General features: G+C 72.1%; 25 protein-coding genes. 16 read left to right on the plus strand and 9 right to left on the minus strand.

What is annotated here, in order from left to right; genetic code table 11:
- Nucleotides 1-41 precede the first annotated feature (41 nt).
- On the plus strand, nt 42-947 hold the full coding sequence (locus ACFQU3_RS18615) for a phosphoribosylaminoimidazolesuccinocarboxamide synthase (protein WP_385912739.1): 906 nt from the start codon (nt 42-44) through the stop codon (nt 945-947).
- A 77-nt stretch (nt 948-1,024) separates the two neighbouring features.
- Here ACFQU3_RS18615 and ACFQU3_RS18620 read toward each other — a convergent pair whose 3' ends face one another.
- Complete coding sequence (locus ACFQU3_RS18620; protein ID WP_385912495.1) at nt 1,025-1,891, minus strand: GNAT family N-acetyltransferase; 867 nt, start codon at nt 1,889-1,891, stop codon at nt 1,025-1,027.
- 176 nt (nt 1,892-2,067) lie between these two features.
- Between ACFQU3_RS18620 and ACFQU3_RS18625 the strand changes: the two genes are divergently transcribed.
- From ACFQU3_RS18625 to purL, 5 genes are all read left to right on the plus strand, one after another.
- A complete protein-coding gene (locus ACFQU3_RS18625) occupies nt 2,068-2,643 on the plus strand; it encodes a GNAT family N-acetyltransferase (protein ID WP_385912497.1) in 576 nt (191 codons plus the stop codon).
- Between the two features lie 74 nt (nt 2,644-2,717).
- Nucleotides 2,718-3,344: a hypothetical protein gene (locus ACFQU3_RS18630; protein WP_385912499.1), complete on the plus strand. Its 627-nt coding sequence runs from the start codon at nt 2,718-2,720 to the stop codon at nt 3,342-3,344.
- A 94-nt stretch (nt 3,345-3,438) separates the two neighbouring features.
- The gene (purS, locus tag ACFQU3_RS18635) at nt 3,439-3,741 is read left to right on the plus strand and encodes a phosphoribosylformylglycinamidine synthase subunit PurS (protein WP_385912501.1); all 303 of its coding nucleotides are present in this window, start codon (nt 3,439-3,441) and stop codon (nt 3,739-3,741) included.
- A complete protein-coding gene (purQ, locus tag ACFQU3_RS18640) occupies nt 3,738-4,433 on the plus strand; it encodes a phosphoribosylformylglycinamidine synthase subunit PurQ (protein WP_385912503.1) in 696 nt (231 codons plus the stop codon). The genes purS and purQ overlap by 4 nt, the downstream gene beginning before the upstream one ends.
- The gene (gene purL, locus ACFQU3_RS18645) at nt 4,430-6,748 is read left to right on the plus strand and encodes a phosphoribosylformylglycinamidine synthase subunit PurL (RefSeq protein WP_385912505.1); all 2,319 of its coding nucleotides are present in this window, start codon (nt 4,430-4,432) and stop codon (nt 6,746-6,748) included. Before purQ ends, purL begins: the two co-directional genes overlap by 4 nt.
- A gap of 81 nt (nt 6,749-6,829) precedes the next feature.
- Here the strand turns inward: purL and ACFQU3_RS18650 are convergent, their stop codons facing one another.
- Nucleotides 6,830-7,648, minus strand: a complete 819-nt coding sequence (locus tag ACFQU3_RS18650) for a spermidine synthase (RefSeq protein WP_385912507.1) — start codon at nt 7,646-7,648, stop codon at nt 6,830-6,832.
- Nucleotides 7,645-8,436: a GNAT family N-acetyltransferase gene (locus ACFQU3_RS18655; protein WP_385912509.1), complete on the minus strand. Its 792-nt coding sequence runs from the start codon at nt 8,434-8,436 to the stop codon at nt 7,645-7,647. Before ACFQU3_RS18655 ends, ACFQU3_RS18650 begins: the two co-directional genes overlap by 4 nt.
- A gap of 22 nt (nt 8,437-8,458) precedes the next feature.
- On the opposite strand from ACFQU3_RS18655, the gene ACFQU3_RS18660 reads away from it, so the two are divergent.
- The 6 genes from ACFQU3_RS18660 to purF are packed head-to-tail and all read left to right on the plus strand — an operon-like array spanning nt 8,459 to nt 13,358.
- Entirely contained in the window at nt 8,459-9,340 is an 882-nt protein-coding gene (locus ACFQU3_RS18660; protein WP_385912511.1) for an LLM class flavin-dependent oxidoreductase, read from the plus strand.
- 41 nt (nt 9,341-9,381) lie between these two features.
- Nucleotides 9,382-9,762, plus strand: coding sequence for a sterol carrier family protein (locus ACFQU3_RS18665; RefSeq protein ID WP_385912513.1), 381 nt, complete (start codon nt 9,382-9,384; stop codon nt 9,760-9,762).
- On the plus strand, nt 9,759-10,034 hold the full coding sequence (locus tag ACFQU3_RS18670; RefSeq protein ID WP_385912515.1) for a hypothetical protein: 276 nt from the start codon (nt 9,759-9,761) through the stop codon (nt 10,032-10,034). Before ACFQU3_RS18665 ends, ACFQU3_RS18670 begins: the two co-directional genes overlap by 4 nt.
- On the plus strand, nt 10,031-11,188 hold the full coding sequence (locus ACFQU3_RS18675; protein WP_385912517.1) for a CaiB/BaiF CoA transferase family protein: 1,158 nt from the start codon (nt 10,031-10,033) through the stop codon (nt 11,186-11,188). Before ACFQU3_RS18670 ends, ACFQU3_RS18675 begins: the two co-directional genes overlap by 4 nt.
- Nucleotides 11,185-11,754 (plus strand): RNA 2',3'-cyclic phosphodiesterase, encoded by a 570-nt coding sequence (thpR, locus tag ACFQU3_RS18680; protein WP_385912519.1) that lies wholly within the window; start codon nt 11,185-11,187, stop codon nt 11,752-11,754. Before ACFQU3_RS18675 ends, thpR begins: the two co-directional genes overlap by 4 nt.
- A 41-nt stretch (nt 11,755-11,795) precedes the next feature.
- A complete protein-coding gene (purF, locus tag ACFQU3_RS18685) occupies nt 11,796-13,358 on the plus strand; it encodes an amidophosphoribosyltransferase (RefSeq protein ID WP_385912521.1) in 1,563 nt (520 codons plus the stop codon).
- Nucleotides 13,359-13,386: 28 nt separating this feature from the next.
- On the opposite strand, the gene ACFQU3_RS18690 is transcribed toward purF, so the two are convergent.
- The gene (locus tag ACFQU3_RS18690) at nt 13,387-14,325 is read right to left on the minus strand and encodes a type IV toxin-antitoxin system AbiEi family antitoxin domain-containing protein (RefSeq protein ID WP_385912523.1); all 939 of its coding nucleotides are present in this window, start codon (nt 14,323-14,325) and stop codon (nt 13,387-13,389) included.
- A 173-nt stretch (nt 14,326-14,498) separates the two neighbouring features.
- Between ACFQU3_RS18690 and purM the strand changes: the two genes are divergently transcribed.
- Nucleotides 14,499-15,629, plus strand: a complete 1,131-nt coding sequence (gene purM, locus ACFQU3_RS18695; protein WP_385912525.1) for a phosphoribosylformylglycinamidine cyclo-ligase — start codon at nt 14,499-14,501, stop codon at nt 15,627-15,629.
- Nucleotides 15,630-15,803: 174 nt separating this feature from the next.
- On the opposite strand, the gene ACFQU3_RS18700 is transcribed toward purM, so the two are convergent.
- On the minus strand, nt 15,804-15,998 hold the full coding sequence (locus ACFQU3_RS18700) for a DUF3073 domain-containing protein (RefSeq protein ID WP_188029477.1): 195 nt from the start codon (nt 15,996-15,998) through the stop codon (nt 15,804-15,806).
- 425 nt (nt 15,999-16,423) lie between these two features.
- Here ACFQU3_RS18700 and ACFQU3_RS18705 point away from each other — a divergent pair, with 425 nt between their 5' ends.
- Nucleotides 16,424-16,615: a BldC family transcriptional regulator gene (locus tag ACFQU3_RS18705; RefSeq protein WP_045191048.1), complete on the plus strand. Its 192-nt coding sequence runs from the start codon at nt 16,424-16,426 to the stop codon at nt 16,613-16,615.
- A 93-nt stretch (nt 16,616-16,708) separates the two neighbouring features.
- Here the strand turns inward: ACFQU3_RS18705 and ACFQU3_RS18710 are convergent, their stop codons facing one another.
- Nucleotides 16,709-17,179 (minus strand): hypothetical protein, encoded by a 471-nt coding sequence (locus tag ACFQU3_RS18710; RefSeq protein WP_385912528.1) that lies wholly within the window; start codon nt 17,177-17,179, stop codon nt 16,709-16,711.
- 136 nt (nt 17,180-17,315) lie between these two features.
- Here ACFQU3_RS18710 and ACFQU3_RS18715 point away from each other — a divergent pair, with 136 nt between their 5' ends.
- Nucleotides 17,316-17,756 carry a VOC family protein gene (locus ACFQU3_RS18715; protein ID WP_385912530.1) on the plus strand — a complete coding sequence of 147 codons (441 nt, stop codon included), beginning with the start codon at nt 17,316-17,318 and terminating at the stop codon, nt 17,754-17,756.
- Nucleotides 17,757-17,794: 38 nt separating this feature from the next.
- On the opposite strand, the gene ACFQU3_RS18720 is transcribed toward ACFQU3_RS18715, so the two are convergent.
- Nucleotides 17,795-19,435 carry a PucR family transcriptional regulator gene (locus ACFQU3_RS18720; RefSeq protein ID WP_385912532.1) on the minus strand — a complete coding sequence of 547 codons (1,641 nt, stop codon included), beginning with the start codon at nt 19,433-19,435 and terminating at the stop codon, nt 17,795-17,797.
- A gap of 146 nt (nt 19,436-19,581) precedes the next feature.
- Here ACFQU3_RS18720 and ACFQU3_RS18725 point away from each other — a divergent pair, with 146 nt between their 5' ends.
- Nucleotides 19,582-20,850, plus strand: a complete 1,269-nt coding sequence (locus ACFQU3_RS18725; protein ID WP_385912534.1) for an NAD(P)/FAD-dependent oxidoreductase — start codon at nt 19,582-19,584, stop codon at nt 20,848-20,850.
- 2 nt (nt 20,851-20,852) lie between these two features.
- On the opposite strand, the gene ACFQU3_RS18730 is transcribed toward ACFQU3_RS18725, so the two are convergent.
- Both ACFQU3_RS18730 and ACFQU3_RS18735 read right to left on the minus strand, forming a co-directional pair.
- Nucleotides 20,853-21,446: a DM13 domain-containing protein gene (locus ACFQU3_RS18730; RefSeq protein WP_385912536.1), complete on the minus strand. Its 594-nt coding sequence runs from the start codon at nt 21,444-21,446 to the stop codon at nt 20,853-20,855.
- Nucleotides 21,447-21,556: 110 nt separating this feature from the next.
- Entirely contained in the window at nt 21,557-22,507 is a 951-nt protein-coding gene (locus ACFQU3_RS18735) for an N-acetylglucosamine kinase (RefSeq protein WP_385912538.1), read from the minus strand.
- Nucleotides 22,508-22,513 lie beyond the last annotated feature (6 nt).

Consider the following 22,513-nt stretch of genomic DNA (forward strand, 5'->3'; position numbering starts at 1 on the left):
CTGAGCGCGTGCTGTCCGACCGTCTGACCAGGTGGCAGGCTGTGCGCGTGACCGATCTACCGCTTGAACTGCCCGGCTACGAGCACATCTACTCCGGCAAGGTGCGCGACCTCTACGCGCCGCTCGACGCGGACGGGGACGTCGTGCCCGACCGGCTGCTTCTCGTCGCGTCCAACCGGCTCTCGGCGTACGACTGGATGATGTCGCCCGAGATCCCCGACAAGGGAGCGGTGCTGACGCGCCTGTCGCTGTGGTGGTTCGACCAGCTCGCCGACCTCGTGCCCAACCACGTCGTGTCGACGGAGGTGCCCGACGCCGTCGCCGGACGGGCGGTGCTCGTGCGCAAGCTCGACATGCTCAAGGTCGAGGCGATCGCGCGGGCCTACCTCACGGGTGGTGGCCTCGAGGAGTACCGCGAGAAGGGCTCGGTGTCCGGCGTCGCCCTGCCGGAGGGGCTCGTCGACGGGTCGAAGCTGCCCGAACCCGTGTTCACGCCGACGACGAAGGCGCCCCTCGGGGAGCACGACCTCCCGATGGGTCCGGCCGAGGTGGAGGCCGAGCTGGGTGCCGACGTGGCCGCGGAGGTGTCGCGCCTGACGCGAGCCATCCTTGCCCGCGGCAACGAGATCGCCTCTGCGCGCGGGATCCTCATCGCCGACACGAAGGTCGAGTTCGGTGTCGCGCCCGACGGTTCAGGTGGTCTGGTGCTCGCCGACGAGGTGCTGACGCCCGACTCGTCGCGGTTCTGGCCGGCCGAGCTGTGGGAGCCGGGCCACGCCCAGTCGTCGTACGACAAGCAGTTCGTCCGTGACTGGCTCACCTCGCCGGAGTCGGGCTGGGACCGCGCCAGCGGCGAGGCGCCGCCGGAGCTCCCCGAGCACGTCGTCGAACAGACCCGGGCCAAGTACGTCGAGGCCTACGAGCGGCTCACCGGCGAGTCGTTCTGACCCTTCCCTCGGAGTCTCAGCAGCGGATGCTCGTCCGAGGTGCTGGCGCATGCTGAGAAGGTCCGGAGACCCCGACGTCACACCTTCCGGATCCGGTCGGCGACCTCCTGCCTCGCCGCGAACCCGGCCGCCTTGTACGTCGCGACGCCGCCGACGTTGGAGCTCGGCGTGCACACGCGCACGCTCGACGACCCCATCTCCCGCAGCGCGGCCGCCCCGGCGACGGTGATCGCCCGGCCATAGCCGCGGCCGCGGTGGTCCGCATGGACGCCCATCGGCTCGACCAGTCCCGGCTTCCCCTTGCCGGCCGACCAGACCGTCACCACCGCGGCGGGGCTGCCCTGGTCGTCGTAGGCACCCAGGCATCGGGCGTCGGCGTAGAACGGTGCCGCGGACATCTCGTGCCGGTACTCGCGCGTGGGCCTCGTGGTGTCGAACGCGGACCGCAGGACGTCGGCGAAGTCCTGTGCCTGCTCCAGGCCGATCGCCTTGATCGACACGCCGGGGTCCTCCACCGCTTCGGCGAGGTCGCGGAAGAGCGGCGTCCACGGCTCGTCGACACCCCAGCCCTCCTTGGTCAGCAGGTCGTGGAGCAGCAGGCCCTGCGGCGCCTCGATGGACACCGCTCCCTCCGGCAGCACGCCGCGCTCCGGCAGCGAAAGGTCCTCGACGAGTCGCCGAGCCAGGCCCTCGTCCCCGAAGGCGTGAGGAGCCACCGTCATCCGCACCAGCGTGGGCGTATCCAGCATCCCGACAGCGACGATCCGTCCGTGCCGGCTCCAGGTCCTGACCACCGCGGCCGTCTCGGCCGTACCGAACCGGTAGTTCCAGCCGATGTCACCGGGATGCAGCTGCATCGGCGCTTCGTCGTGCTGCCACTCCCGCAGCGCCGCAACAGCCTCGCGCATCCCGTCGGGCGTCGGCGTGCTGAGCACAATCGTCATAGCCGGGATCTGACACCTCCGTCTCGGTGGCTGCAACCGAATAACCAAGAACGCCGGCCACCCTTCTGAACCACCGGACTTCGCGACACGAGCGTTCATGCACAGCGAGTTTCATTGGCGTGCAAGGCATTCCGACCTAGAGACCGGCTATCGCTGTCAGATGCGAAGATGGCGGCATGTCTGCTCTCCCCGTGGCCGTCGGGCCTGGTGCCCTCAACGGCCAGGCACAGCCGAGCATCCCGGCCGGTGACGACCTCTCCCTCCGGCCCTTCCGTGACACCGACGCCGAGGTGCTCGTCCGGGCGTACGCAGACCCGGCGATCCAGCGCTGGCACCGTCGGTCCATGACCCACGACGATGCGCTCGAGTGGATCCGCGGTCGGGCGCACGCGCGCTGGGCCACGGAGACCGGCGCCGAGTGGGCGGTGGTCGAGCACACCGGCCGTATCGTCGGCCGCGTCGGCCTGCCCGTCCTGCACCTCCGCGAAGGCCTCGCGGAGGTGGGCTACTGGGTGCTGCCCGGGGGCCGCGGCAGGGGTGTCGCCGGGCGTGCGCTCACCGCGATGACGGAGTGGCTCTTCGCTCTCGGCCTGCACCGGGTCGAGCTCATGCACTCGGTGCACAACGAGCCGTCGTGCCGCGTCGCCGAGAAGAACGGCTTCGAGCTCGAGGGCACCCGACGGTCGGCGCTGTTGCACCCGGACGGCTGGCACGACATGCACCTGCACGCGCGCATCGCTCCTGGTCGGTGACGGTCGCGTCGGCCCTCTGCGCGCCCACGGCATACCGCAGGGGAGTGTGACGCCCGCTGTGGCACGCTGGGCGCATGACCGAACCCGTCGCCGACAAGACCCCCGCCGCTGCCGAGCGCTACGTGCTCCGGCAGAAGCTCACGCTCATGGTCAACCGCTACGAGATCATCCGCGCCGACGAGCAGGGCAACGAGCTCGGTCTGCTCTGCTTCGCCGAGCAGAAGCGGATGGCGTTCAAGGAGCAGGTCACCTTCTACACCGACTCCGCCAAGACGCATCCGCTCTTCGGCTTCAAGGCCCGCAAGCGCATCGACCTCGGCTCCGGCTACGACGTGACCGACGGCAACGGCCAGCCGATCGGCTACTTCAAGAAGCAGTTCGGCGCCTCGCTCCTCAACTCGACGTGGATGCTCGCGCTGCCCGACGGGCGCGAGTTCATCGGGCGAGAGCGCAACCAGAAGGTGGCCATCGCACGACGTCTCTGGGAGGTGCTCCCCGTCGTCAACGACCTGCCGGGGCCCTTCCTCTTCCACTTCGACTTCAAGGCCCCCGACGGGTCCGTCGCCTTGAGCTCAGACAAGAAGGTGGGGCTCAAGGACGTCTACCACGTGACCCTCCCGGCGCTCGCCGACGGCAAGCCCATGGACTGGCGGGTGGGCATGGCGATGGCGGTCGCGCTCGACGCCCTCCAGTCCCGTTGAGACGGTGTCAAGGGCGCCCGCGCCGCCCGATATAGACTCTGGGCGTCCTGAGGGACGCCTCCATCCCCATCCAGCGCAGGGAGAAGCACCACTGATGGGAAGCATCGTCGTCGACGTCATGCTCAAGCCCGAGATCCTCGACCCGCAGGGACAGGCCGTCGGTGGCGCCCTGCCGCGGCTCGGGTTCAACGGTTTCACCGACGTCCGCCAGGGCAAGCGCTTCGTGCTCACCGTCGAGGGTGACGTCACCGACGCGCAGCTCGACGCGGCCCGCGAGGCCGCCGAGACCCTCCTGTCCAACCCGGTCATCGAGGACGTCGTCTCGGTGCGCGCTCTGGACGAGAGCGGCTCCGACGGCGGCGACGAGCAGGACGACGAGCAGGACGACGCGCAGTGAAGATCGGCGTCGTCACGTTCCCCGGTTCGCTCGACGACCGTGACGCGGCGCGCGCCGTGAGCGAGTGCGGCGGCGAGGCGGTCTCCCTGTGGCACGGCGACGCCGACCTCAAGGGCGTCGACGCCGTCATCCTCCCCGGCGGCTTCTCCTACGGCGACTACCTCCGCTGCGGCGCGATCGCGCGCTTCGCCCCCGTCATGGAGGCCCTCGTGCCCGCAGCCCAGGGCGGGCTGCCGGTCCTCGGCATCTGCAACGGCTTCCAGGTGCTGACCGAGAGCCACCTGCTGCCCGGTGCGCTGATCCGCAACGACCACCGCAAGTTCAACTGCGTCGACCAGCGCCTCGTCGTCGAGAACGCGACGACGGCCTGGACCTCCGACTTCGAGGCCGGCCAGGAGATCACCATCGTCCTCAAGAACGGCGAGGGCGGTTTCGTCGCCGACGAGCGCACGCTCGACACGCTCGAGGGCGAGGGTCGGGTCGTCTTCCGCTACGTCCCCGACGCCCAGGACCGCAACCCCAACGGCTCCTACCGGCACATCGCCGGCATCACCAACGAGCGCGGCAACGTCGTCGGCCTCATGCCGCACCCCGAGCACGCGGTCGAGGAGGGCTTCGGTCCGAGCCTCGACGGCCGCGGCTTCTTCACCTCGATCATCAAGCAGACCCTCGAGAGCGCAGCCAACGCATGAGCGACACGCAGACCGTCCCGCAGGCGCCGGCGGCGCCGGTCCTCGACACCGTCGAGCACGCCGCCGTCACGCCCGACGTCGAGCAGCCCTGGGCCGAGCTCGGCCTCAAGCCCGACGAGTACGCCAACATCCGCGAGATCGTCGGCCGCCGTCCGACCATCGCCGAGCTCGCCATGTACTCCGTCATGTGGAGCGAGCACTGCTCCTACAAGTCGAGCAAGGTCCACTTCTCGCTCTGGGGCGAGAACACGACCGACGAGATGCGCGAGAAGCTCCTCGTCGGCATCGGCGAGAACGCCGGCGTCGTCGACATCGGTGACGGCTGGGCGGTGACCTTCAAGGTCGAGTCGCACAACCACCCGTCCTACGTCGAGCCCTACCAGGGCGCCGCGACCGGTGTCGGCGGCATCATCCGCGACATCATGTCGATGGGTGCGCGCCCGATCGCGGTCATGGACCCGCTCCGCTTCGGCAACCTGCACCACCCGGACACCCAGCGCGTCCTGCCCGGCGTCGTGGCCGGAGTCGGCGGCTACGGCAACTGCATCGGCCTGCCCAACATCGGTGGCGAGGTCGTCTTCGACGACTGCTACCAGGGCAACCCGCTCGTCAACGCCCTGTGCGTCGGCGCCATGCGCATCGAGGACATCCACCTCGCCAAGGCGTCCGGTGTCGGCAACAAGGTCATCCTCTTCGGTGCCAAGACGGGCGGCGACGGCATCGGCGGGGTCTCGGTGCTCGCCTCCGAGACGTTCGACGAGGGCGGCCCGACGAAGCGCCCCGCCGTGCAGGTCGGCGACCCGTTCGCCGAGAAGGTGCTCATCGAGTGCTGCCTCGACCTCTACAAGGCGGGCGTCGTCGACGGCATCCAGGACCTCGGTGGAGCCGGGCTCTCCTGCGCGACAAGCGAGCTCGCCTCCAACGGTGACGGCGGCATGCAGGTCGAGCTCAGCCTCGTGCCCCTGCGCGACGCGAGCCTGCAGCCGCAGGAGATCCTCATGTCCGAGTCGCAGGAACGCATGATGGCCGTCGTCGAGCCGAAGCACCTCGAGCAGTTCCTCGCGATCACCGACCGCTGGGACGTCGAGGCCACCGTCATCGGTGAGGTCACCGACGGCGACCACCTCGTCATCACGTGGCACGGTGAGGTCATCGTCGACGTGCCGCCGCGCTCGGTCGCCCACGAGGGCCCGACGTACAACCGCCCGCTGGCCCGGCCGGCATACCTCGACGAGCTCAACGCGTCGGGCACCGCCTCGCTCGCCAAGCCGGAGACGGGCGACGACATCCGCGCGCAGCTGCTCACCCTCATCGGCTCGCCCAACCTGTGCGACAAGTCCTGGGTCACCGACCAGTACGACCGCTACGTCCTGGGCAACACGGCGCTCGCTCAGCCCGACGACGCCGGCGTGGTGCGCGTCGACGAGGAGACGGGACGTGGCGTCGCCGTCGCGACCGACTGCAACGGTCGGTTCGCCAAGCTCGACCCGTATGCCGGCGCGCAGCTCGCGCTCGCCGAGGCGTACCGCAACGTCGCAACCGCCGGGGCGGCACCGCTCGCCGTCACCGACTGCCTCAACTTCGGCTCGCCGGAGGACCCGGGCGTCATGTGGCAGTTCCGTGAGGCGATCCGCGGCATCGCCGAGGGCTGCAGGTTCCTCGGCATCCCCGTGACCGGCGGCAACGTGTCGTTCTACAACCAGACCGGCGACGTCGCGATCCACCCGACGCCCGTCATCGGCGTCCTCGGCGTCATGGACGACGTCTCGAAGCGGTCCGGCTCCGGCTTCCGCAACGACGACGCCCACGTCTACCTCCTCGGCACGACGCGTGACGAGCTCGACGGGTCCGAGTGGGCGCACGTGGTCCACAAGCACCTCGGCGGTCTGCCGCCCAAGGTCGACCTCGCCGCCGAGCAGGCACTCGGGCGGGTCCTCGTCGAGGCGGCCGGCACCGGTGTCGTCGAGGCGGCGCACGACCTGTCCGACGGCGGCCTGGCCATCGCGCTCGCCGAGGCGTGCATGCGCCACGGTGTCGGCGTGACCGTCGACGGGCTCGACCGCGTCGGAGTCGACGCAGACGGCAACCCGCTCGACGCGTTCACCGCCCTCTTCTCCGAGTCGACGGCGCGTGCGCTCGTCGCCGTCCCGGCCGGCCACGCCGCCGAGTTCGAGGCGATGCTCGGCGACGTGCCGCACGCCCGCATCGGCGTCACGGGTGGCCGCGACCTCGAGGTCCCCGGCCTCTTCTCGGTCTCGGTGGCCGAGCTCAAGTCGGCCCACGAGTTCACGCTGCCGGCGGTCTTCGGCGCCTGAGGTCCGCCACGATGGGGTCATGGCCCGCTTCGTCGTGGTGGTGGGAGCCGGGACCCTGCGCTACGACGCGCTACGACGCGCTCAGCGCACCCGCCAGCCACGGGCGTCCGGGGGCACTGGGCTCGCTTCACCCTCCGGCCCGAACGGACGTGCACCGGCGACCATGCGACGCAGCGCCTCTCCCTCACGCAGGCCGGTCGGCAGGTTGGCCCGCGCCACCGCCCTCCGCAGCGTCTCGACGGGAAGCGGCGACACGCTCGCGAGGAGGACCACGTTGCCGAAGCGCCGTCCCTTGAGCACCTCATGGGTCGCGACGAGCGCCACATGTGGCAGGAGGGCCTCGACGGTGGCGACGACACGAGCCACCCACCGCAGGCCGGGCTCGTCCGCGAGGTTCCACAGGGCCAGGCCGGCCGGCCGCACGACCCTCCCGACCTCTTCGACGTATGCCGTCCCGACGAGCTCCGGCGGCACGCGTCCTTCGGCGTACGCGTCCGTCACGACGACGTCGGCCGAGGCGGTCCTGAGGGCGCGCACTCCCGTGAGCCCGTCGACGGGCCGCACCCGGATGCGGTGGCGCCGGGGGAGCGGGACCTCACGGCGGACGAGCTCGGTGAGCGCGGCATCGGGCTCGAGGACGATCTGCGGCGACCCCGGACGCGTCGCCTCGACCCACCGCGGGAGCGTGAGTCCCGCGCCACCCACGTGCGTCACGCCGAGCGGACGGGGCGCAGGGGCCACGGCCTCGACCGCCAGCGCCAGGTGCTGGACGTACTCGAAGACGAGGAGCGTCGGGTCGTCGGGCTGGACGTGCGACTGAGGCGAGCCGTCCATGTGCACGGTGACGCCGCCCTGCTCGTCCCACTCGAGCGAGACCCGCTCGGCCGTCGGCGGGGTCACGAGAGGTCGAGGACGAGCTGGCGTTCCTCGCCGTACCGCGTGAACCCGGCCCGGCGCAGGATCGGCGACGACGTGTCGACCACTCCGTGGGTGAGGCCGAGCGTGGCACCGGCGGCGCGCGCGGTGCGCAGGCGAGCGTCGAGGACGGCGCGGTAGGCGCCCCGGCCGCGTACCGAGCGGTGCGTGCTGCCACCCCACAGGCGGCACACCTCGCCGGCGAGCGTGTAGCCGCCCGTGCCCGCCGGACGCCCGTCGACGTACGCGACCCACCGTCCGCCCGAGTCGTCGACGAGACCGCGTTCGACCTCGAGCAGCGCCGTCGCGACCTGGTCGTCGCTCGGGGGCTCGCCGCCGAACGCGTCGTTGCCGACCACGATCGCGTCGCGAACCGTCTGCTCGTCGGTGACGCGGCGCACCTCCACGTCGTCGGGCACCGCGAGGTCGGGCCCGCCGGCGGCCAGAGGGACGGCGAGCACGTCCATCCGTTCGACGACGGCCGCCCCGCGCGCCATGAGCTCGACCTCGAGCCCGGGCGGACGGGTGAACTCGGAGAGGCGCCACCAGAGCCGCTCGCGGCCCCAGCCGAGCGCGACCGCGCAGATCTCGTCGGCGAGCGAGGCGGCATCCCGCTCCGAACCGAAGACGCGTGCCGACGTGGGGGTGAGGAAGTAGTCGGGGTACGCGACGACGAGGTACTCCTCGTTCCGCACGTGGGGCGCGCCGTCCGGCACGCAGCTCCACTCGTTGGAGGCGGCGAGGACAGCCTCGGCGTCCCAGTTGGTCGTCACCCCCACAGGCTACGGTCGGGGCATGCGATTCGGTCTGGCGATCCTGCCCGAGCACCCCTGGCGCGTGGCCGAGCCGATGTGGCGCGAGGCCGAACGGCTGGGCTTCGACCACGGCTGGACCTTCGACCACGTGACCTGGGAGGGGCTGCCCGACTCCCCGTGGTTCGGTGCCGTGCCGACCCTTGCCGCGGCGGCCGCGGCCACGGAGCGGATGGCCCTGGGCACCTTCGTGTCGTCTCCCAACAACCACCACCCCGTCCAGCTCATGCGCGAGGTGCTGGCGCTCGACGACATCTCCGGTGGCCGCTTCCTCCTCGGTGTCGGCGCCGGGGGTGACCTGGACTCGCGCATCACGGGCGAGGACCTCCCGCTGCGCGACCGCACCGCCCGGTACCACGAGTTCACCGACCTGCTCGACCGTCTCCTCAGCCACGACCGCGTCACCGCCGAGGGCCGTTTCTACAGCGCGCGCGACGTGCGCACGCTCCCGGGCCCGGTGCGCGGGGGCGAGACCGGCAACCGCGTGCCGATGGTCATCGCCGCCAACGGCCCGAAGTCGATCCGGCTCGCCGTCGAGCGTGGTGACGGATGGATGACCTACGGCGGCGTCGCTGACACCGACGAGGAGTGGTGGGCGCTCGTGGCGAGCCACAGCCGACGCGTCGACGACGCACTCGAGGCCGCCGGCCGCCCGTCCGCGGACCTGGCCCGCTACCTCGACATCGACGCCCCGCCGACGTTCGCGCTCTCGAGCGCCGCCGCGTTCGAGGACGCCGTCTGTCGTGCCGCCGACCTCGGCTTCACCGACGTCATCACGCACTGGCCGCGCACGACCGACCCGTTCCGCGGCACACGCGACGTGCTCGACGAGGTCGCCGCCGACGTCATGCCTCGGTTGCGCTGACCCGGGGGCGCACTGACGGCGCCCGTCGATAGCCTGCCCGTATGCCGCCCCGCCGACGTACGCCGATCGCCGACGGCCGCGCCGCGCTCGCCGCCTGCCGCGCCGCCGACTATGCCGCGGACCGGAAGACCACGGCGACGGCCGTCCGGTTCACGCTCGAGGAGCTCGCGACGACCGCGCCCGGCCGCACCCTCGAGGTGCGCGTCCCGCCGCACGGCGCCGTCCAGTGCATCGAGGGCCCCGTCCACACCCGCGGCACGCCGCCCAACGTCATCGAGACCGACGCGTCGACGTGGCTGCGGCTCGCCGTCGGCGACCTGACCTGGGAGGCCGCCGTCGACGGGGCCCGCGTCCGGGCGAGCGGTCAGCGCGCCCACCTCGAAGGACTCCTCCCGCTCGCCTCGCTTAGGCTGGGCCCGTGACCCAGCCGACCCAGCCGACCCCTCCACGCCGGCCCGAGCGCTCGCGCATCCCGAACTTCAAGCGGTTCCTGGTCACCGGGGCTCTGGTCGGGCTCGTGATCGGCGTCTGGCTCGGTCTCCGCGACCCCGGCGGCCCGAGCTACACGACGACGAAGCCGTTCGACACCGGCGCCGCGGTGCTCTTCCTCGGGGCGCTCGGCGCCTTCTTCGGCGCCGGTCTCGCGGGCATCGTCGCGATCCTGCTCGAGCGCGCCGGCCGCAAGGGCTCGTGACGCAGGCCGCGCGCCCGGGTCCTCTCGCCGGGGTCCGCGTCGTCGAGCTCGCCGGCCTCGGACCGGCTCCGTTCGCGGGCATGCTGCTCGCCGACCTCGGGGCCGACGTGATCCGCATCGACCGTCCGGGCGAGGCGACCCTGCCGGTGCCTCTCCCTCCCGAGTCCGACCTGTTGCGCCGGGGCCGTCCCTCGGTTGCCCTCGACCTCAAGCACCCCGACGGCCTCGCCACGGCACTGGCCCTCGTCGACCGCGCCGACGTCGTCGTCGAGGGCTACCGCCCGGGTGTGGCCGAGCGTCTCGGCCTGGGTCCGGACGCCTGCCTCGCGCGCAACCCCGCCCTCGTCTACGGACGGATGACCGGCTGGGGCCAGGACGGCCCGCTCGCCCAGACCGCCGGCCACGACATCGGCTACGTCGCGATCACCGGCGCCCTGCACGCCATCGGTCGCGCAGGCGGCCCGCCGCAGGTGCCGGTCAACCTCGTCGGCGACTTCGGCGGCGGCGCGCTCTATCTCGTCGTCGGCGTGCTCGCCGCGCTCCTCGAGTCTCGTGCGAGCGGCCGTGGCCAGGTCGTCGACGCCGCCATCGTCGACGGCACCGCACACCTCTCGTCGCTCGTCGTCGGGCTCGTCTCGGCCGGCCTGTGGTCCGACCGCCGCGGCACGAACCTCCTCGACACCGGCGCCCCCTTCTACGACGTCTACGAGACGAGCGACGGCGGCTGGCTCGCCGTCGGGCCGCTCGAACCGGCGTTCTACGCCGAGCTGCTCCGGCTGCTCGACCTGACCGACACGGCGCCGGACCGTCTCGACCCGGCGCAGTGGCCCTCCCTTCGCAGCCTGCTCGCCGACACGTTCCGCACGCGCACCCGCGACGAGTGGACGGAGCTCCTCGAGGGCACCGACGCCTGCGTCGAGCCCGTCCTCAGCTATGCCGAGGCGCCCGCGCACCCCCACCTCGCCGCGCGCGGCACCTACGTCGAGCACCACGGCGTCGTCCAGCCTGCCCCCGCGCCGCGCTTCTCGCGCACCCCGGCGTCCCTGACCACTCCGCCCTCGAGCCCGGGGGCCGACACCCGGTCCGCGCTCGCTGCGTGGGGCATCGATGACGTCGACGCCCTACTCGCCTCGGGCGCCGCGGTGGCGCCATGAGGCTCTTCGTGGCGGTGGTGCCGCCCGACGACGTGCTCGACGACCTCGAGGAGCGTGTCGAGCCGCGTCGGGAGGCCGGCCCCGAGATCCGGTGGACCGACCGTCACCAGTGGCACGTCACGCTCGCCTTCCTCGGGGCCGTCCCCGAGGCCCGCCTCGACGACCTCACCGAGGCCCTGGCGCGCTCGGCCGCACGCCGCGACCCGCTCGTGCTGCGCCTGTCGGGTGCGGGTGCGTTCCCCAACCCGTATGCCGCGCGGATCCTGTGGGTGGGTGTGGAGCAGGTCCGCGGTGACCTCGTGAGGGCAGCGGGCGGCATACGCAATGCGGCGAGCGCGGTCGGGGCGACCCCCGACGGCACCCGGTTTCACCCACACCTGACGCTCGGCCGCTTCCACCGCCCCGCCGAGGCGACCCGCTGGATCCGCGCGCTCGACGCGTGGGAGGGCCCGGCGTGGCGCGTCGAGCAGTTCGTCCTCGTCGAGTCGCACCTCGGCGAGGGGCGCGGGCGGCGTCCACGCTACGAGGTGCTCGCCGAGCTGCCGCTGCGCGGCACCGACGGCTGACGGCGTCCTGCGGCCGTCGGCACGTGTGGGACACTTGGGCAGTGGCACGTGGCGACGGTCGTTTGAACCATGACCTCATCCCCGGCGAGAAGGGCCCGCAGGACGCCTGCGGGGTCTTCGGCGTCTGGGCTCCCGGAGAGGACGTCGCGAAGCTGACGTACTTCGGGCTCTATGCGCTGCAGCACCGCGGCCAGGAGTCCGCCGGCATCGCGACCGGCGACGGGGAGAAGATCCTCGTCTACAAGGACATGGGCCTCGTGTCCCAGGTCTTCGACGAGACGGCGCTCAGCTCCCTCCGCGGGCACATCGCGATCGGGCACACGCGCTACTCCACGACCGGCGGGTCGACGTGGGAGAACGCCCAGCCGACCCTCGGCGGCACGGGCCACAGCACGCTCGCGCTCGCCCACAACGGCAACCTGATCAACACGGTCGAGCTCAAGGCCCTCGTCGACGAGCACTTCGGTGGCACCCGCATCACGGGTGAGCTCGCGCGCGGCAACACCTCCGACACGGCGCTCGTCACGACGCTGCTGTCGGCCGACGAGGACCGCACCCCGGAGCAGGCCGCGCTCGAGCTGCTGCCGAAGCTGCGCGGCGCGTTCTCCTTCGTCTTCATGGACGAGTCCACCCTGTATGCCGCCCGCGACCCGTGGGGCGTGCGGCCCCTGGCGCTCGGCCGCCTCGAGCGGGGTTGGGTCGTGGCCTCCGAGACCGCGGCGCTGCAGACGATCGGTGCCGCCGTCATCCGCGAGGTCGAGCCCGGCGAGCTCATCGTCATCGATGAGGACGGCCTGCGCTCGCACAAGTTCGCGGCGCCCCAGCCCAAGGGCTGCGTCTTCGAGTACGTCTACCTCGCACGCCCCGATGCCGTCATCCGCGGTCGCGTCGTGCACGAGGCGCGCGTCGAGATGGGCCGCGTCCTCGCCCGAGAGCACCCCGTCGAGGCAGACCTCGTCATCGGTGTGCCCGAGTCGGGCGTGCCTGCAGCTGTGGGCTATTCGCAGGAGTCGGGCATCCCGTTCGGCCAAGGCTTCGTCAAGAACGCGTACGTCGGACGCACCTTCATCCAGCCGTCGCAGACGCTGCGCCAGCTCGGCATCCGGCTCAAGCTCAACCCGCTGGAGCACACGATCCGCGGCAAGCGCCTCGTGGTCGTCGACGACTCCATCGTCCGCGGCAACACCCAGCGCGCGCAGATCCGGATGCTGCGCGAGGCGGGCGCGGCCGAGGTGCATGTGCGCATCTCGTCGCCGCCCGTGCAGTGGCCGTGCTTCTACGGCATCGACTTCGCGACGCGTGCCGAGCTCATCGCGACCGGCCTCGGGGTCGAGGAGATCCGTGCGTCGATCGGCGCCGACTCGCTCGGCTACATCTCCGAGGAGGGGATGGTGGGCGCGACGGACCAGCCTGCCGACGAGCTGTGCTCCGCCTGCTTCACCGGTCGCTACCCGATCGAGCTGCCCGAGGACGGCCACATCGGCAAGCACGTCCTCGAGACGCTGCCCTTGACGGTCCGCACCGGCCACGACCGCTCGGTCGACGTCGAGGGCGTCAGCCTCGGTGTCGGAGTCGGCGGCGAGAACGCCCTCCAGCACCCCTGAGAATCGATCGGTTCGATGTATTCGACGGTCACCCGTGACCGCGGAACACATCGAACCGGCGGCCGGTGTGGGAGTGTGCGGCGGCAACCTGGTCGAGGAAGAGATCGGGCTCGAGGCGTAGGCCGATGACGTCGATGCGCAGCACCCGGTCGCCCGCGAGCACGAGGGCGTTCTGGCGCAGGTTGTCCATCATGACGTTCAGGCCCTCACGGTGGTGTGCGCCCTCGATCTCCACCACCAGGTCGCAGCAGTCCCACCGGACATCGAGGTAGATGCGTCCTCGTGCCCCGTGCCGGACGACCTGACGGCTCGGCTCCGGCAGCCCGCGTCGTCGACATCGACCCGCGAAGTCGAGCTCGCCCAGGGACTCGACGCCCGACGCGATGTCTCGAACCACCGCACCGATGAACGCCCTTCGCGTGCGTCCACGGACGGATCGTTGAGCCGCAGCCAGGAGGGCCGGAGCCGTGAGCTTCTGCTGGACTGTCATGAGCAGCACGAGCGCTGCTTGCCGATCCGAGACCGCCCAGTGAGCAGCGCGAACCGCGGCCACCGCCGGACGTACTCGCGGCACCCCGGTTGCGAGCACCTCATCAGGCACGCGACGAATGATCTTGTGGACCGTGACGCCCCGGCTGGTGACGGTGTTGTGGTTGTGCTTCGCGGACAGGTGGATTCGGTCGTCCTCGTAGCCCTTCAACCCGGCAGCCTGCAGCGCGGTCACCCCGTCGATCGCCGCGATCGACTCGCCGACCTCCCAGACAGCCCGCCAGCGCTGAGCCATGACACCGAGCGGTGCGGTGTGCACGGCGACGGTGTGACGGCCGTGTGTCTGCCAACGACCTGACTCGACCGCCCGTCGAACGTGAATCTCGCTCAGCCCTGCGGCGTACAGCTGGCGGCGCGACACAACCCCGTCCTGGCTCTCAGCCAGTCTGCGCGCGGTGGCCAGCCGTTCCCTGTCCATGGCGTGAGGCTGGCCTACCGAGCACGGCTGAGCGATCGCGAAGGCAGGCCTGTGGACGATGAGCATCCGACGCCCGGGGGGTGTGGACGCGTCGCGGTCGCGGGTCGATGTGTTCGACGGTCACCCGTGACAGCCGAATACATCGAACCGCCGGCCGTCGGTAGGCTGTGCGCGTGAGCGATGCCCCCATCACGTATGCCTCGGCCGGAGTCGACGTCGAGGCGGGTGACAAGGCCGTCGAGCTGATGAAGGAGTCGGTGCGGCGCGCGACGCGGCCCGAGGTCGTCGGCGGTCTCGGCGGATTCGCCGGCATGTTCGACGCGAGCGCCATCGCGCGCATGACCCGCCCGATCCTGGCCACCAGCACCGACGGCGTCGGCACCAAGGTCGCCATCGCGCAGGCCCTCGACAAGCACGACACGATCGGCTTCGACCTCGTCGGCATGGTCGTCGACGACATTGTCGTGTGCGGCGCCGAGCCGCTCTTCATGACCGACTACATCGCGACCGGCAAGGTCGTGCCGGAGCGCATCGCCGCCATCGTCGGTGGCATCGCGCGCGCGTGCGAGGAGGCCGGCGTCGCGCTCGTCGGTGGCGAGACCGCGGAGCACCCCGGACTGCTCGAGCCCGACGAGTACGACGTCGCGGGCGCCGCCACGGGTGTCGTGGAGTATGCCGCCGTGCTGGGTCCGCAGCGCGTGGCCGACGGTGACGTCGTGGTGGCCCTGGCGAGCAGCGGCCTGCACAGCAACGGCTTCAGCCTCGTTCGCCGAGTCATCGAGAGCGCCGGCTGGCAGCTCGACCGGCACGTCGACGACTTCGGCCGCACCCTCGGCGAGGAGCTGCTCGAGCCGACCCGCATCTACACGAAACCGCTGCTCGAGCTCATCGCCGACGACGGCGTCGACGTGCACGCCCTGAGCCACGTCACCGGCGGCGGTCTCGCCGCGAACCTCGCGCGCGTGCTGCCCTCGGGCACCTTCGCCCGTCTCGACCGGTCGACGTGGACGCCGCCTGCCGTCTTCCGCACGGTCCAGGACCTTGGGCGCGTGCCGCAGGCCGACATCGAGCGCACCCTCAACCAGGGCATCGGCTTCGTGGCCGTCCTGCCCGAGGCGCACGCCGACCGCGCCATCGAGCTGAGCGAGGCACGCGGCATACGCGCCTGGCGCCTCGGCGAGGTGGCCACGGAGGAGCGCGCGCACGCCGACGGTCTGGTCGCCCCGGACGTCGAGATCGTCCGCGGGGCCAAGGGCGTCGACGGCGGCGCCGTGCAGGTGGCCGGGCAGCACCCCATCGCCTGAGAGCCGTAGCCCCACGGACTGCGCCGCCACGCGACGATGCCCGCGCACCTTTGAGGGTGCGCGGGCATCGTCGCGTTGACCAGACTCCCTCCGCCGGGGGCGGAAGGCAGCACCGATCGCGCGCCGGGTGGAAACACTCGACGCACGAGGTGCAGACGGAAGGGGAAGGCGAGCTCAGCGCTCGCCCGAGGCCCACTTCCCGTATTCGTCGTACTCGTCGTCGTCGACGGACCGTGGCTGGTTGGTGCCGTCGCGTTGCGACGGACCGTGCAGCTCACGCTCCAGCGCGCTCAAGTCCGTATCAGGTGTGTAGTACTTGAGCTGCCGTGCGACCTTGGTCTGCTTGGCTTTGGCTCGGCCGCGCCCCATGGCGTGACCCCCTCGTGCGTCGTGCCGGGACGGCATCGCTCCTCGGAGAACCGGGTGGTTCTTCGATGTCCGCGTAGCGGCCCCGGGAATGTGTGTGTTCTCGTGGTGCTAACGCTACATGAGTGAGGCAAATCCCGCGCCCGCCGCCACCCAGGTAGGGCGCCTCGGCGGCGAGCGAACCGTGGGCGACCCGCCTCGGCCGTCCCGGGGGTCATGGGGGACCCCGGTTGCGGGCCCGCTTGGCGCCCGTGGTATGGAAGACCGCTCGGCGTATACACCCTGTGTTGCAAAAGCGGGACGATTTGACTCTTTTCAGTGTTTAACCGCCATCGGGCTTGCCGAGACTTTACTCTGTCTTTACTGAGCCCCGGACTGGGGCACATGCGTGTCGCTGCACCTAGCGACAGGGTGGTGGGGATATGACAATGACGACTCAGGATCGACACGAGACCGAGAAGCTGCTGACACCTGCCGAGGTTGCGGCCCTCTTCCGGGTGGACCCGAAGACCGTGACCCGATGGGCCAAGGCAGGCAAGCTGACTTCGATCCGGACCCTTGGTGGGCACCGGAGGTACCGCGAGTCAGAGGTTCGCGACCTGCTGGGTGGCGGGCACTGAGCTCGACCGTTAGTTGGGGGTAAACCGGTCAACCAGTCGGGGGAGAGGCACCAGCACGGTGTCGCTCCCCCGACTGCTACCAGGCACGAGTGCTCAGGCGTTCCCGCTCGGGACCGGGTTCACGGTGCACACGAAGTACTTCACGACGCCGCCGTCCACGAGTGCGCCGCCGTCCATGGCAGCCTGCACCTCGTCGGCCGAGTCGAGCACGCCGTTGCCGTCGAGGTCGCCCGCAGAGAGGGCCTCGGCGTACGTTCCGGTGAGCGAGACCGCGTGAACCTGCCAGCGCCCGCCGTTGTAGTCACGGTCACCGGGCGCTGCCGTCGCGACGCTCGGCTGGACGGCGCCGAAGCTGTAGATGGTGTCCCAGGCCCGCTCGGGCGCGCCCGTGCCGCTGAGGTCGGTCGGCGTCGCCACGGTGCGGTAGAGCTCGTGGTCGACGTAGAACGCCGGTCCGGACACCCCGCCGGCCTGGGCTGCGGAGCCTGCGGCCACGAGGCCGGGGAGGGCGAGGACGGCGATCCCGAGCGACCGAACGATCCCACGGGTCAGGTTGTGCGACATGGCTTTCCACCTTTCGGCCGGTCACCGTGACCGGCTCTCCACCGAGTCAAGCGGGACGGCGGGCGGCACTCCATGACGGCGTGCTTACCGGTCCTTACGGACCGGAGACGTCGGTGGAGCGTCCTATCGTGGCGGGATGACCACCCGCCCCGACATCACCGCCATCACGCTCGGTGTCCGCGACGTCGAGGTGTCGCGCACCTTCTACGTCGACGGGCTCGGCTTCCGGCTCGTGCTGCACCTCCCGGGCCAGATCTGCTTCGTGCAGGGGGCGCCCGGCCAGCTGCTCGCCCTCTGGGACGTGTCCCAGATGTCGAGCGAGTACGGCGACGTCGCCCACGGCCCTTCCGGGCCGCCGATGTCCCTCGGTCACAACGTCGCCGCCGAGGAGCAGGTCGAGCAGCTGTATGCCGCCGCGCTGGCCGCCGGTGCGACGTCCGTCACTGCCCCCGCGAGGCGTGAGTGGGGAGGCGTGAGCGCGTGCGTGGCCGACCCCGACGGGTTCCGGTGGGACTTCGTGCACAACGCGGGCTTCCGGGTCGACCCCGACGGCACCGTGCACCTCGGAGACGACTAGGCACGAGTCGCCGAGGCCCTGGGAGGGCCGGCCCGCGGTCAGTGCCCGAGCGCGCGCAGCTGGAGGCGCAGCGCGAGCCGCGTCTCGGGGTCGTGCAGGTCGAGGTCCACGACGTCCGAGAGGCGCTGCAGGCGGTAGCGCAGGGTGTTCGGGTGCACGTGGACGCCGGCTGCGGCCGCACGCGGGTCGCCGGGATGGTCGAGCCAGGCGGCGATCGTCTCGAGGTATGCCGTCTGGTGGGCCTCGTCGTGGTCGCGCAGCGTCGCGACCGGGCCGAGGAGCTCCTCGGTCCAGATGCCGCCGAGGGCACGTGCGTTCGTCACGGCGGCCCACGCGTCCTCGACGGTGGTCGTCGTGCCGGTCACCCGGCCGGCACCGCGAAGGCGCTGGACCTCGGTGGCCTCGCGTCGCGAGCGGTCGAGGTCCACGGTGCGCGAGACCCGTCCCCCGGCGCTCGCGGTGGCAGCAGGGCTCACCCCGGCCACCTCCTCGACGACACCGAGCAGCCACTCCCACGTGCCCGGAGCGGTGTCTCCGGGCACGTCCCGGACGAGTGCGAGAGCGACGCCGTCGAAGATCGCGAGGAGCGGCTGGCGCCATGACCTCCGGCGTGCCACCGACTCCCAGACCTCGAGCTCACGCTCGGGGTCTCGAGCGGCGTCGGGGTCGCGGTCGGCCCGTAAGCCCGGGTCGCGGTGCGCGCCGGACAGCACGACGACCCGCCACGGTGGCGGCGGCAGCCAGCCCTCCGCCTCGAGGGTGTCGCCGCTCAGCACGGCCCGGAGCCGGTCGGCTGAGACCCGTCGGGCGAGGTCGGCCTGCGAGCGTAGCCGGAGCAGGTGCAGGGCCACGACGGAGGCGGTCTGGGCGAGCGAGACGAGGACGTGCTGGGGCGGCTCCTCGTCGACGACGGCCCAGATCGATCCGAGCCACTCGGTGCCCGCCCGCACCGGCACGACGAGGCGGGCCCGCAGGCCACGCCCGGCCGGTACGAAGAACGGCTCGTCGGAGCGGGCGAGACGCCTGAACACGCCGCGGCCCCGGAGGCTGGCGATCACCTCGTCGGGCACGCGCCGGCCGACGATCGTCGACACGCGGGCCGGGTCCGCGACGTCCTGGGTCGAGGAGTAGGCGAGCACCCGCGACTGGGTGTCCTCGATCGTGATCGGGGCGGCGACGAGCGCGGCGCACGCGTCGGCCAGGGCGAAGAGCTCGTCGAGCACCGGTCCCTCCGCGCGCAGGGCCGGCCCACTCGCGGCGCGGTCGAGAACGCCGCGCAGGAGCCACACGACGTGTGCCCACGAGGCATGCTCGGCCAGCTCGACGAGGCTGACGCCGAGGCGCGCCGCCGCCGACCTGACCTCGGGGTTGCGGGCGGCGGCGCGCCGCATGACGACGGCACCCGTGTCGACCCCGGCCGCGCCCTCGAGCAGGGAGACCGCCTCGGCGGGACGCTCGACCCCGACCCCGAGGAGCAGGTCGCCGGCCTGGCCGAAGACGCCGGACGCCGGCTCGGCCAGCGTCACGTCGTCGACGGCGGAGCCGCCCGCGTCGACCACGACTGTGAGCAGGCCGCCGCCGAGGGTGCCGACGAGCTGCCCGACCGGCAGACCGACGGGGGTCGTGGAGGAGGTCCGGGTCGCGGAGGTGCGGCGTGGTCGCGAGGAGGCGGACGGCATACCCCATGATGACCCAACGCTGTGCCACCAGCACAAGCCATGCCTGGAACTCTGTCATCCCAGCACCACGATGCAGCGCTCCGTCACCCCCACCATGGAGGCAACGCACCACCCCAGATCTCCACCCTGACCCAGGAGTCGATCACATGGCCGCTGTGACACCGTCCGGCACCCCCGTCCCCGAGCGCGTCGCCGTCGTCGGCGCCGGCATGGTCGGCCTCGCGACCGCGTGGTTCCTCCAGGAGCGCGGCGTCGAGGTCACCGTCATCGACCGCGACGGCGTGGCCGCCGGTGCGTCCTGGGGCAACGCGGGCTGGCTCACGCCCGGCATCGCGACGCCGCTGCCCGAGCCCGCCGTGCTGAAGTACGGCCTGCGCGCCGTCCTCAGCCCGAGCTCGCCCGTCTACGTGCCGCCGAGCGCGCGCCCCGACTTCCTGCGCTTCGTCACCGGCTTCACGCGCCACAGCACGATGAAGGCCTGGAAGAAGGCCATGGGCGCCCTCGTCCCCGTCAACGACCTGTCGCTGCAGAGCTTCGACCTGCTCAAGGCCGGCGGCGTCGACGCGGAGACGTACGAGGCGAAGTCGTTCACGGCGGCCTACCGGACCGCCGAGGAGCGCCAGACCCTGCTCGAGGAGATCGAGCACATCCACGCCTCCGGCGGCGACATCACGTTCGACGTGCTCTCGGGGGACGAGGCGCGTGCCATCGAGCCGGCCCTGTCCGACCAGATCGGCGCCGCGATCGTGCTCCACGGCCAGCGGTTCATCAACCCCGGTGCCTACGTCGCCGCGCTCGCCGACTCGGTCACCGCCCGCGGCGGCAAGATCGTCACCGGCAGCGCCGTCACGGGCATCACCGACACCGCCAACGGTGTCGTCATCACCAACGACTTCGGCGGCACCGAGCACTACGACGCCGTCGTCGTCGCGACCGGTGCCTGGTTGGGCACGCTGGCCCGCCAGTTCGGCGTCAGGCGGGTCGTCCAGGCCGGCCGCGGCTACTCGTTCAGCGTCGCCGTCGACGACCTGCCCAACGGCCCCGTCTACTTCCCCGCCGCCCGCGTCGCGTGCACGCCGGTCGGTGACCGACTCCGGGTGGCCGGCATGATGGAGTTCCGCCAGCCCGAGGCCGCCCTCGACCGGCGCCGCATCCAGGCGATCGTCGAGTCCGCCCGCCCGCTGCTGACGGGCGCCGACCTCGACCACCGTCAGGACGAGTGGGTCGGCTCGCGCCCCTGCACCGTCGACGGGCTGCCCCTCGTCGGCGCCACGAAGAGCTCGAAGGTCTTCGTGGCCGGCGGGCACGGCATGTGGGGCATCACGCTGGGTCCCGTCACAGGCCGTCTCCTCGCCGAGCAGATCGTCACGGGCACGACGCCCGAGCAGCTGCGCGCGTTCGACCCGATGCGCTGACGTCAGGCGGGTCGGACCGGAGCCGTCCCGAACGCGACGTCGAACCGGTCGCACCAGATCACGACGGACGTCAGGCCGCCGAGGTCGGCATCGGCCGGGATGACGTAGTTCTGGTTGCCGTCGGTGCCCTTGAGGTCGCCCAACGCGACGTAGCGGCCGTCGTCGTACCGGCGCCAGTCGTCCCCGCCCGCCGGCTGGTCGGTGAGCCACACGTCGACGTCGGGCCCGTCGCTCGTCGAGAAGCCCTCGAGCCGCAGCAGGCGGGTGCCGTCGGCGAGCTCGAGGACCCGCGCCGTGCCCGAGGTCGCGTGCTCCCCGTCGACGAACCGTCCCTCGCCCAGCACCCGCACGGGTGCGTTGGGGGCAGGGCTCGGTGACGACGAGGTCGCGCTCGTGTCGGTCTTCGGCGTCGTGACCGCCGTTACCACGACGGGCAGTGGCTCGTCGACGACGCTGCGCGTCAGCAGGCGCCACGGCTGGAAGAGCACGAGGCCGACTGCCAGGGCGACGACGCCGGCTCCCGCGAGCCAGGTCACGACGGGCCTGCTCAGCAGGCTCCGTCGACGCGGAGTGGTGCGGGTGGGCTGCTCGGACATGGTCGCTCCCGGTGGTGCCGCCGGGCCGGCGCGCCCTGCGGTGCTCCCAGCCAAGCGCTCGGAGGCGGGCCCGGTCCATGACGAGGTGCTTACAGATCGCTGACGCCGGGTCAGCCGACGATGAGGTATGCCGGGTGCTCGGGGACACTCCCCGTCTCGAGCAGGTGCCGGGCCAGGAGGAGCGCGCCGTCGAGCGCACCGCCGCGGGCGGGCGACCGTACGGCGCCGACACGCGCAAGGCTCGCGTCGAGGGCGTCGGCGACTGGAGCCGCCGCGAGCAGGCCGCCCGTCGCCGCGAGGGCCGGATGGTCGAGGCCCTCGGCGGCGCGCAGCAGCGACTCGGCAAGCGCGGCACCGGTCTGCACGCAGAGCTCGTGCGCGACGGGGTCGTCGACCGCGGCTGCCGTGACCAGCGGGGCGACCGACGCGAGGCGTTCGGGAGCGTCGGGCGTCGTCATGACGAGTCTCGGCCAGGTCTCGGGTGCACCGAGAAGCCGTGTCGCCGTGGAGAGCAGGGCAGCCGACCCACCGGGCAGGCCGTCGTACGCCCGCAGTGCGGCGCGCAGCCCGGCCATGCCGAGCCCCGCCGCCGACCCGGCGTCACCGAGCACGTGACCCCAGCCGTCGACCCGCCGCCACTGCCGGTCGAAGTCCGTCCCGAAGGCGACCGCTCCCGTGCCGGCCGCTACCACAGCACCAGGGCGGAGGCCGCCGGTCGCACCGACGAGGTTGGCGACGGCGTCGCTGACGACGACCGTGCGCCGGGCCCCCAGCCCGTCGGCGACGGCACGGAGCACCTCGGTGCGGTCGGCGAGGAAGAGCAGCCCGCGCATCGACCATGCGACGACGTCGGGCGGCCTTGCGGCAGAGGCGGGCTCACCTGCGGCGAGAAGCGAACGCGCGTCCGCCACGAGCGCCGGCACGTCGACGCCTCCCGGCCCGAGCCGCACGCCCGGGGCGCTGAGCACGGGGCCCGGCCCCACGGCATACCTCTGCAGGCGCAGTCCCGAGCCGCCGACGTCGACGGCCACCACCGTCGGCGTCGTGGTCGGCTCGCTCACGCGAGC

The organism is Terrabacter sp. GCM10028922 (assembly GCF_042666095.1).
Taxonomy (GTDB): Bacteria; Actinomycetota; Actinomycetes; order Actinomycetales; family Dermatophilaceae; genus Terrabacter.

Bases quoted from the DNA above. Each gene is read 5' to 3' on its own strand.
- ACFQU3_RS18705 (WP_045191048.1), top strand. From the start codon at position 16,424: ATGACGACTCAGGATCGACACGAGACCGAGAAGCTGCTGACACCTGCC.
- ACFQU3_RS18690 (WP_385912523.1), bottom strand. From the start codon at position 14,325: ATGGACAGGGAACGGCTGGCCACCGCGCGCAGACTGGCTGAGAGCCAG.
- purL (WP_385912505.1), top strand. From the start codon at position 4,430: ATGAGCGACACGCAGACCGTCCCGCAGGCGCCGGCGGCGCCGGTCCTC.
- ACFQU3_RS18660 (WP_385912511.1), top strand. From the start codon at position 8,459: ATGCGATTCGGTCTGGCGATCCTGCCCGAGCACCCCTGGCGCGTGGCC.
- ACFQU3_RS18700 (WP_188029477.1), bottom strand. From the start codon at position 15,998: ATGGGGCGCGGCCGAGCCAAAGCCAAGCAGACCAAGGTCGCACGGCAG.
- ACFQU3_RS18710 (WP_385912528.1), bottom strand. From the start codon at position 17,179: ATGTCGCACAACCTGACCCGTGGGATCGTTCGGTCGCTCGGGATCGCC.
- ACFQU3_RS18730 (WP_385912536.1), bottom strand. From the start codon at position 21,446: ATGTCCGAGCAGCCCACCCGCACCACTCCGCGTCGACGGAGCCTGCTG.
- ACFQU3_RS18625 (WP_385912497.1), top strand. From the start codon at position 2,068: ATGTCTGCTCTCCCCGTGGCCGTCGGGCCTGGTGCCCTCAACGGCCAG.
- thpR (WP_385912519.1), top strand. From the start codon at position 11,185: ATGAGGCTCTTCGTGGCGGTGGTGCCGCCCGACGACGTGCTCGACGAC.
- ACFQU3_RS18620 (WP_385912495.1), bottom strand. From the start codon at position 1,891: ATGACGATTGTGCTCAGCACGCCGACGCCCGACGGGATGCGCGAGGCT.
- ACFQU3_RS18630 (WP_385912499.1), top strand. From the start codon at position 2,718: ATGACCGAACCCGTCGCCGACAAGACCCCCGCCGCTGCCGAGCGCTAC.
- purS (WP_385912501.1), top strand. From the start codon at position 3,439: ATGGGAAGCATCGTCGTCGACGTCATGCTCAAGCCCGAGATCCTCGAC.
- ACFQU3_RS18720 (WP_385912532.1), bottom strand. From the start codon at position 19,435: ATGCCGTCCGCCTCCTCGCGACCACGCCGCACCTCCGCGACCCGGACC.
- ACFQU3_RS18715 (WP_385912530.1), top strand. From the start codon at position 17,316: ATGACCACCCGCCCCGACATCACCGCCATCACGCTCGGTGTCCGCGAC.
- ACFQU3_RS18725 (WP_385912534.1), top strand. From the start codon at position 19,582: ATGGCCGCTGTGACACCGTCCGGCACCCCCGTCCCCGAGCGCGTCGCC.
- ACFQU3_RS18665 (WP_385912513.1), top strand. From the start codon at position 9,382: ATGCCGCCCCGCCGACGTACGCCGATCGCCGACGGCCGCGCCGCGCTC.